Source organism: Vibrio sp. V19_P1S1T109, assembly GCF_002241375.1.
In the GTDB taxonomy this organism is placed as follows: Bacteria; Pseudomonadota; Gammaproteobacteria; order Enterobacterales; family Vibrionaceae; genus Vibrio; species Vibrio anguillarum.
The window spans coordinates 1-7,910 of sequence record NZ_NDIM01000199.1; the positions used below are offsets into that span (position 1 = coordinate 1).

A 7,910-nucleotide genomic window follows, 5' to 3' on the forward strand; every position below is an offset into this window, starting at 1 on the left:
CCTTATTTCTTAAAGTGAATTACAATTAGTCTGTGATCTTATTCAATTAATGGGATTGTTCCCATTTTTACCTTTTATTATTTATGTCAATATTGTACTTGTAGTTGGGAATGTTCCCATTAAAAAGAAAAAATAGACAGTATTCCAATATAGGGTGGGCAAAAGTATGGCCAAGATAGCGAAGCAAGACGTGATACGTCTTATCGAGCTGGTAGGTGGTAAAGAGAACATCGCCAGTGTGAGTCACTGTTTGACTCGTTTACGCTTTGTTCTAAATGATACCGACAAGGCGGATAAAAAAGGACTAGAACAGCTGAGCATGGTTAAAGGGTGTTTTACCAATGCTGGGCAGTTTCAAGTTGTGATTGGTACTGAGGTGGACGAAGTTTACGCCATCTTAATCGGGCTTTCAGGCAAAGAAGCCGTTTCTAAAGATGAAGCGAAGAAAGCCGCTCGCCAAAACATGAACTTTTTAGAACGTGGCATTTCGCATCTTGCGGAAATCTTTGTTCCTTTGCTGCCAGCGATCATCACTGGCGGTTTAATCCTCGGTTTTCGTAATGTCATTGGCGACATTCGTATGTTCGATGGAAAAACCTTGGTTGAAATTAGCCAATTTTGGGCCACGGTTCATTCTTTCTTATGGTTAATTGGCGAGGCTATTTTCTTCTTCCTACCAGTTGGTGTTTGTTGGTCAACGGTGAAAAAGTTGGGTGGAACACCGATACTGGGTATTACTTTGGGTGTGACTCTGGTTTCGCCTCAATTAATGAATGCTTATCTGATCGGTAAGCAGATGCCCGAAGTGTGGGATTTTGGCTTGTTTGTGATAGAGAAAGTCGGCTATCAAGCTCAGGTGATTCCTGCGATGTTGGCGGGTGTTGCTCTGGCGTTTATTGAGACAAACTTAAAGCGCATCATCCCTTCTTATCTTTACCTCGTTGTTGTGCCGTTTATCTCTATCATATTGTCCGTTATTTTGGCCCACGCTTTAATTGGTCCATTTGGTCGCGTATTGGGCGATGGCGTCGCGTTTGCGGCTAAAGCTGCAATGACTGGCGATTTTGCGGTTATCGGTTCAATGGTGTTCGGTTTCTTGTATGCGCCATTGGTCATTACCGGGATTCACCATACCACCAACGCGGTGGATCTGCAGTTGATGCAAGAAATGGGTGGTACGCCAATTTGGCCACTGATTGCACTGTCAAATATTGCTCAAGCGTCTGCGGTCGTCGGTATCATCTTTATCAGTAAAAAACACGGTGAGCGAGACATCTCTGTTCCTGCGGCTATTTCGGCTTATTTGGGTGTGACAGAGCCAGCGATGTATGGTGTCAACTTAAAGTACAAGTTCCCAATGCTAAGCGCCATGATTGGTAGTGCTATTGCAGCCGCAATTTGTGGTAGTGCAGGGGTGATGGCGAATGGCATCGGTGTGGGTGGTTTACCAGGTATTCTTTCGATTCAACCACAATACTGGGGTATTTACGGCATCGCGATGCTGGTGGCGATGGCCGTCCCAATTCTGCTTACTCTGTTTTTATACAAACGAGCTCAAGCTAAAGGCGAGCTAGAGCCAGTAAGTGCATAACCTTTCATTCGAGTGGTGAGTTTTCACCACTCATTTTCATTTTGGTAAGTGAGTTGTCAATATGGTTATAACCAAGAGTGATAGTCAGTGGTGGAAAACTGCGACCATCTATCAGATTTATCCCAAAAGTTTTTGTGATAGCGGCAATAAAGGAACGGGAGATATCAAAGGGATCATCTCTAAACTGGATTACTTGCACCGCTTGGGAATTGATGCCATTTGGCTGACACCCATTTATTCATCTCCGATGGTTGATAACGGTTATGACATTTCGGATTATTACAGTGTCAATCCTCAATTCGGTAGCATGCAAGATTTTGATGAACTGCTGACTCAAGCTCATCAAAGAGGTATCCGCATTATTATGGATATTGTGGTTAACCACACCTCAACCGAGCACGCTTGGTTTCAGTCGGCGTTGGGTGATAAATCAAGCCCGTATCGTGACTATTATATTTGGCAAGACCCGATTAATGGTCAGGCTCCAAATAATTGGCAGTCAAAGTTTGGTGGTAGTGCATGGGCGTTAGATGACGCAACAGGGCAATATTATCTGCACCTATTTGCCAAAGAGCAGGCGGATCTAAATTGGGAAAATCCTCAAGTTCGTGAGGAAGTGAAGCAAGTGATTCGTTTTTGGGCCGAAAAAGGGGTGGATGGTTTTCGTCTCGATGTGATCAATTTAATCTCAAAAGCGCAGGATTTCAGTGATGATCACCAAGGTGATGGACGCCGTTTTTATACCGATGGCCCGCGCGTGCATGAATTTTTACAAGAGATCAGCCAAGCGGTTTTTCAACAATACGGCAGCGTCACTGTGGGGGAAATGTCCTCAACAACGCTTGAACATTGCCAACAATATTCACGCTTGGACGGCAAAGAGCTGTCGATGGTGTTTAACTTCCACCATTTAAAAGTGGATTATCCGAACGGTGAAAAATGGACGAAAGCGCCATTTGATTTCTTGCAATTGAAGCAGATTTTCAACCATTGGCAAACGGGTTTAAATGGTAAAGGGTGGGGAGCACTTTTTTGGTGTAACCATGATCAACCTCGTATCGTGAGCCGTTTAGGGGATGATCAACGTTATCGTGTTGAGTCGGCAAAAATGTTGGCCGCATCGATTCATATGATGCAAGGCACGCCTTATGTTTATCAAGGTGAAGAAATTGGCATGACCAATCCCGGCTACACCGCTATTGAACAGTACCGAGATGTGGAAAGTACTAACATTTACGACATCATGGTGAACCAGCAAGGGGTAAGTCATGAAGCGATGATGGCCATTCTTGCACAAAAATCCCGTGACAATTCTCGCACGCCAATGCAATGGAATGCAGAGCGCTTTGCTGGTTTTAGCCAAGGTCAGCCTTGGCTAGACATTGCAGAAAACTATCAAGAATTGAATGCGCAATGTGCGTTAGCTGATGAGCAATCGGTGTTCTATTTCTACCAAGAGTTGATAGCGCTGCGCAAAAAAATCGGTGTAATTACCGATGGTGATTACACCGATTTACTACCCGATCATAAAGAGATTTTTGCCTACCAGCGACGCAACGCGAAACAGGTGCTGATCTGTATCAATAACTATTATGGCGTTGACACCGAATGCGTGCTGCCAAAAGAGTTACCGATTGAGAAAGCAAAATACCTGTTAGGCAACTATACAGATATAAAACCACTCAAAGTTTTGGAACATCAAGTGCTTCGTCCGTATGAAACACGCGTAATTTTGTTCGATTTAGTATCCTGATTGAGTCCTACCCCTATAGATTCAGTCATTTTTCAGCCCCGAATTTTCGGGGCTTTTTTATCGACTCTGTTTATGAGTCACGGCTCAATGGTACTTTCTTCGTACTCTTATTGATTCAACGCAGTAGGCTCGACTGTTGATGGTTTGTTTAATGTTTTAACAACACCACAACTTTGTTGCTTGGTCACAATTAGTCACACAAAGATGAAACACAATCCGCTATAGTTTGCGTTCTTAGCAAACGGATGTGAAACACAATGAACAGTACTCTCTCCCCCTCTTATCGAGTGGTTCTCGTTGAAGACGATTTAGAACTCTCGGAACTGATCAAAGACTTTCTCAACCACTATGAGTTTTGTGTCTCAACGGTTGCGGATGGGATTCAAGCCGTTGATCGGATTTTGGATGAGCAACCTGATTTAGTCATTCTGGATATTATGCTACCAGGGCAAAGTGGTATGGATGTCTGCCGCGCTGTCCGAGATCAATACCACGGTATGATCTTAATGCAAACGGCGTTGGACGATGATATTGATCAGGTGATGGGGTTGGAACTGGGTGCCGATGACTATGTTGTTAAGCAGGTTAAGCCCCGTTTGCTACTGTCACGTATTCGAGCTTTGCTTCGGAGGCAAGCAAGAGGAAGTCAAAGTGACAAATATGAATTGTGCATAGGTAGCTTGTGGATGAATTTGCAACATCGAGCGGTATTACTTGAGCAGCAGCCCATAAAACTCACGACCAGCGAGTTTGAGCTCTTGTATCTACTCGCCCAACATGTCGGCACCATTGTCACGAGAGATGATATCGCTCAGCATGTGCGTGGTTTTGAATATGATGGTTTAGATCGCTCAATTGATCGTCGTATATCACGCTTGCGGCGTGCGCTCGGAGATGATCCTAATGAACCTAAGTTGATAAAAACGGTTCGAGGTAAAGGATATCAGCTCTGCGCTGTATCGGAAGGGAAGTGGTCATGATTCGATCTTTTTGGGTACTCTGGGTAGCTGTGTTTCTGCCGATCTTATTACTCAGTATTCCCACGCAATTTAATCCGATCCCATATCTTAGCCGCAGTATCTCTGAAGAATTTTATAAGCCTATCTATCAGAGTAACTTTACGTTTCTATCTGAAAAATTGCGTCAAGCGCCTCAAGCTGAGTGGACAATGATTATTGACGGCTATGCTAAGCATTTCAGTTACCCACTTCGATTAGAGGCATTAGACAGTTACCACGCCTCCCCAGAAGTTTATCAAGCGTTGCAAAAAGGCGAGATCATTTTTCAAGATGGTGATCCTATGGCACTTTTGCAAAGAGTGTTGAACAGTGACAAAGTGCTCTATTTCGCGATCAATGAACCGAGAGAACTCGCTGCGCTTAACCAGTCCAGAGGTACATTATACCTCGCGGTAGAAGATCTCCGTAGCCAACCTCGTACTCAATGGCAAACCAGTATTGCTGAGCAAAATAGCCGAATACCTTTAGAGTTGAGTCTATTGCAAGAGCAAGATTTGTCACCCATCGAGCGAAGTAAATTGTTGGCTGATGAAGAGCAGATGACCAGTTATATCAATCAACAAGGCAGCATGATCTTATTGGCTGAGGTGGATGAGAATACGTGGTTACGCGTCGAGGACAATATTTCCTACCAAACCCAATTAAAGCTCACTACGGCTATCGGCGGTTTCTTTTTTTTAGCCATTTCTGTGGCCTTAGTTATGTGGATTTATCCTTTATGGCGAGATCTGAAACGTCTGGTAAAAACGGCGAATGAATTTGGTCAAGGAGTATTATCTCGTAGAGCGACGACATCTCGGCTGTCCGTGGTCTCTCAGCTTAGTCATTCTTTTAATAACATGGCAAATAACATCGAAAAGCTGATTGCCAGCCAAAGAACCTTAACCAACGCCGTGGCGCATGATTTACGAACACCGCTCTACCGTTTACGCTTTGCATTTGAAATGCTTGAGGATGAAGACATTGCCTTAAGCCAGAAAGAAAAATACCGCCAAGTGATTCACTCCAGTATTGAAGATCTCGATCATTTGATTAACCAGACACTTGTTTTGTCGCGCTATAACCGTATCACAGATATTCGCCATTTTTCTTATTGCCACTTTGCCGACAATTTGGTTGCAGAAGCGGAGCATTTCCAGCTTGAAAACCCGCAACTCACATTGCGTGTCAGCGTGTTGGATTCGTTGCGACAGCAAACGATATTTGTCGATAATCGAGCTTTATTGCGGGCCGTTAAAAACTTGCTGAGTAATGCCGCGCGATTTGCGCAGCAAGAGATCCATCTCTCGTTGAACGAATCTGATGGGCAACTTTTTTTGGTGGTCGAAGACGATGGCCCCGGTATTGCGCCAGATGATATTGAACGTATTTTTGAGCCCTTTACTCAAGTGAATAATCAAGAGCGTAATAGTGAAAAAGGCCATGGTCTTGGGCTGGCGATTGTTAAACAGATCACTCGTTGGCATCAAGGTAAGGTTAGAGTAAAAGTAAATGGTTCAGCATTAGGGGGCGCATGTTTTGAACTGCAATGGCCGAAACAGATTTCTTTACCTAATGTGACCAAACTGGATACAAATGGTCAATAAACTGCTGACGATTTATTTGTATTGAGAATGCTACCTTGAATGGGTCGGTGAATCAGACCGCTCACAAGGAGTAAGCATGAATACCAAACTATTAGCGCTGTTTTTAAGCGGCGTATTTTTCTCATCCACCAGTGCCACTAAACCGATGGAATGGATCTCAGCCTTCAGCGATGGGGTTCGCTTAAATGACCAGCTCAGCCAAACCAATACGCAATCGAATGTGATGATGGATTACGCGCAACAAGATGCTGCAATGTATTTGGACGGTAGTGAAGTCGCCTTTCTTTCCATCAGTACCAGTTACCTCTTCTAATGCTTAATCACAGGAAAATATTATGTTTAAGTTAAACCAGTTGTTCGTGATCCTGAGTGTGCTCGCACTTATCGTGGGATGTAAAGCCGATGATTTGAAAGATGCGGATAAGCTGACTAAGCCTACGGTTAATGCTGGTGCTGATCAGATGTTAATACTGCCAGTAAATAGTATTACGTTGAGCGGAACGGCGAAATCTGAGTTATCAATATATGAAATTAAAACGAAGTCTTGGCGTCAAGTTTCTGGGCCTCAATCGCTTACTTTGATCAATGCAGATTCTCTGAAAGCAACGGCGTTTTATCCTACGATTGCTGGCACGTATATTTTTGAATTATCAGTCAAAGACAGTGGTGGAAGAAGCAACAGTGACCAAATGCAGGTGATCATTCAGGCGGCCGCGCAAAGCATGCAGCGAGCCTATATGCAGCAGGTTGATACCGTTGCTTGGCAGTATGCTGATAGGAACCAAGGCATGCTGAGCTTTAGTGATTTAGATTCGGTTTCTTTAACCGAAGTGGACACTCAATTAGAGCATGCGCTGACCTCACTCAATAGCGCTGCTGAGTTTGAGCTACATTTTGCCGCCAATGCTGGGGGAAATATACAAACGGCTTTGTTGTTATTAAATGCCCTTTCTGCTCAAGGAGTTCCGATTTGTTTAAGTGAAAGTTCATCTTGCCACTCTTTGGAACAAGGGTTTTTATTGCAGACTGAACTGCCAGAGAGTATCAATTGCAGTGATGCACAAAGCTGTGTTACCGCTCTACTTCAGTATATTGAGGGTTAACTAGACTACTTAGTGACGTCAGTTTATAGCGCTATGATGTAAAGAAACGAAAAAGCCAGCTCGAAAGCTGGCTTTTTATCGTTCTCAATCGAGAAAATATGGTGGAGGGGGACGGATTCGAACCATCGAAGGCGGAGCCGGCAGATTTACAGTCTGCTCCCTTTGGCCACTCGGGAACCCCTCCGGGTATTTTCCTATTCTAAAAATAGGCTTGAATGATGTTTTCCCAACATATCAGTCAAGGTTTCTCTTACGAGAGAATATGGTGGAGGGGGACGGATTCGAACCATCGAAGGCGGAGCCGGCAGATTTACAGTCTGCTCCCTTTGGCCACTCGGGAACCCCTCCGGGTGTTTTCCTATTCTAAAAATAGGCTTGAATGATGTTTTCCCAACGTATCAATCAAGGTTTCTCTTGCGAGAGAATATGGTGGAGGGGGACGGATTCGAACCATCGAAGGCGGAGCCGGCAGATTTACAGTCTGCTCCCTTTGGCCACTCGGGAACCCCTCCAGAGGGTTTTCATACAATGTGATTTATAGTGCTTATAAGGACACTATTGGCTCACAGTATGCTTAAACAACGTTTTCCCAACGCATTGCTCAAGTGCGGAGCGCATGATAGCAAACTCGCTCTCTCTGTAAAGCCTTTTTCTTATGATTTTGAATTGAATGCTGCCTTTTTGGGCAAAGGGGGGAGGAATGGATAGTTTTGCTCTATTTATACCCTTCCCACTTGAAGCTGCAGTGGTGTTGGCTACGTTAGCTCACCCCAATCACATAGTTTATCTATGCTCATGGGGATGAATTTACTTGCCGCCTACCTGCAACTTCAGGTTGTTTGGGTATAGCCTGTGTGT

6 protein-coding genes and 3 tRNA genes are annotated in these 7,910 nt (G+C 44.2%); 6 read left to right on the plus strand and 3 right to left on the minus strand.

Annotated features, from left to right (window positions below):
* Positions 1 to 166 precede the first annotated feature (166 nt).
* The 6 genes from treB to B9J87_RS09365 all read left to right on the plus strand — a co-directional run bounded on the left by treB (position 167) and on the right by B9J87_RS09365 (position 7,052).
* On the plus strand, positions 167 to 1,591 hold the full coding sequence (gene treB / locus B9J87_RS09340) for a PTS trehalose transporter subunit IIBC (protein ID WP_094150431.1): 1,425 nt from the start codon (positions 167 to 169) through the stop codon (positions 1,589 to 1,591).
* Positions 1,592 to 1,652: 61 nt separating this feature from the next.
* Positions 1,653 to 3,344: an alpha,alpha-phosphotrehalase gene (gene treC / locus B9J87_RS09345; protein WP_094150433.1), complete on the plus strand. Its 1,692-nt coding sequence runs from the start codon at positions 1,653 to 1,655 to the stop codon at positions 3,342 to 3,344.
* A 257-nt stretch (positions 3,345 to 3,601) separates the two neighbouring features.
* A complete protein-coding gene (locus B9J87_RS09350) occupies positions 3,602 to 4,324 on the plus strand; it encodes a winged helix-turn-helix domain-containing protein (RefSeq protein WP_017044211.1) in 723 nt (240 codons plus the stop codon).
* A complete protein-coding gene (locus B9J87_RS09355; protein WP_094150442.1) occupies positions 4,315 to 5,949 on the plus strand; it encodes an ATP-binding protein in 1,635 nt (544 codons plus the stop codon). Before B9J87_RS09350 ends, B9J87_RS09355 begins: the two co-directional genes overlap by 10 nt.
* A 76-nt stretch (positions 5,950 to 6,025) precedes the next feature.
* Positions 6,026 to 6,262: a hypothetical protein gene (locus B9J87_RS09360; protein ID WP_017044213.1), complete on the plus strand. Its 237-nt coding sequence runs from the start codon at positions 6,026 to 6,028 to the stop codon at positions 6,260 to 6,262.
* 22 nt (positions 6,263 to 6,284) lie between these two features.
* Positions 6,285 to 7,052 (plus strand): PKD domain-containing protein, encoded by a 768-nt coding sequence (locus B9J87_RS09365; RefSeq protein ID WP_094150444.1) that lies wholly within the window; start codon positions 6,285 to 6,287, stop codon positions 7,050 to 7,052.
* Positions 7,053 to 7,151: 99 nt separating this feature from the next.
* Here the strand turns inward: B9J87_RS09365 and B9J87_RS09370 are convergent.
* The 3 genes from B9J87_RS09370 to B9J87_RS09380 form a co-directional block, all read right to left on the minus strand.
* Positions 7,152 to 7,236 (minus strand) — tRNA-Tyr (locus B9J87_RS09370).
* 79 nt (positions 7,237 to 7,315) lie between these two features.
* Positions 7,316 to 7,400 (minus strand) — tRNA-Tyr (locus B9J87_RS09375).
* Between the two features lie 79 nt (positions 7,401 to 7,479).
* Positions 7,480 to 7,564: transfer RNA gene (locus tag B9J87_RS09380), tRNA-Tyr, on the minus strand.
* Positions 7,565 to 7,910 lie beyond the last annotated feature (346 nt).

Coding starts and splice junctions, on each gene's coding strand:
- treB (WP_094150431.1), top strand. CDS start 167: ATGGCCAAGATAGCGAAGCAAGACGTGATACGTCTTATCGAGCTGGTA.
- treC (WP_094150433.1), top strand. CDS start 1,653: ATGGTTATAACCAAGAGTGATAGTCAGTGGTGGAAAACTGCGACCATC.
- B9J87_RS09350 (WP_017044211.1), top strand. CDS start 3,602: ATGAACAGTACTCTCTCCCCCTCTTATCGAGTGGTTCTCGTTGAAGAC.
- B9J87_RS09360 (WP_017044213.1), top strand. CDS start 6,026: ATGAATACCAAACTATTAGCGCTGTTTTTAAGCGGCGTATTTTTCTCA.
- B9J87_RS09365 (WP_094150444.1), top strand. CDS start 6,285: ATGTTTAAGTTAAACCAGTTGTTCGTGATCCTGAGTGTGCTCGCACTT.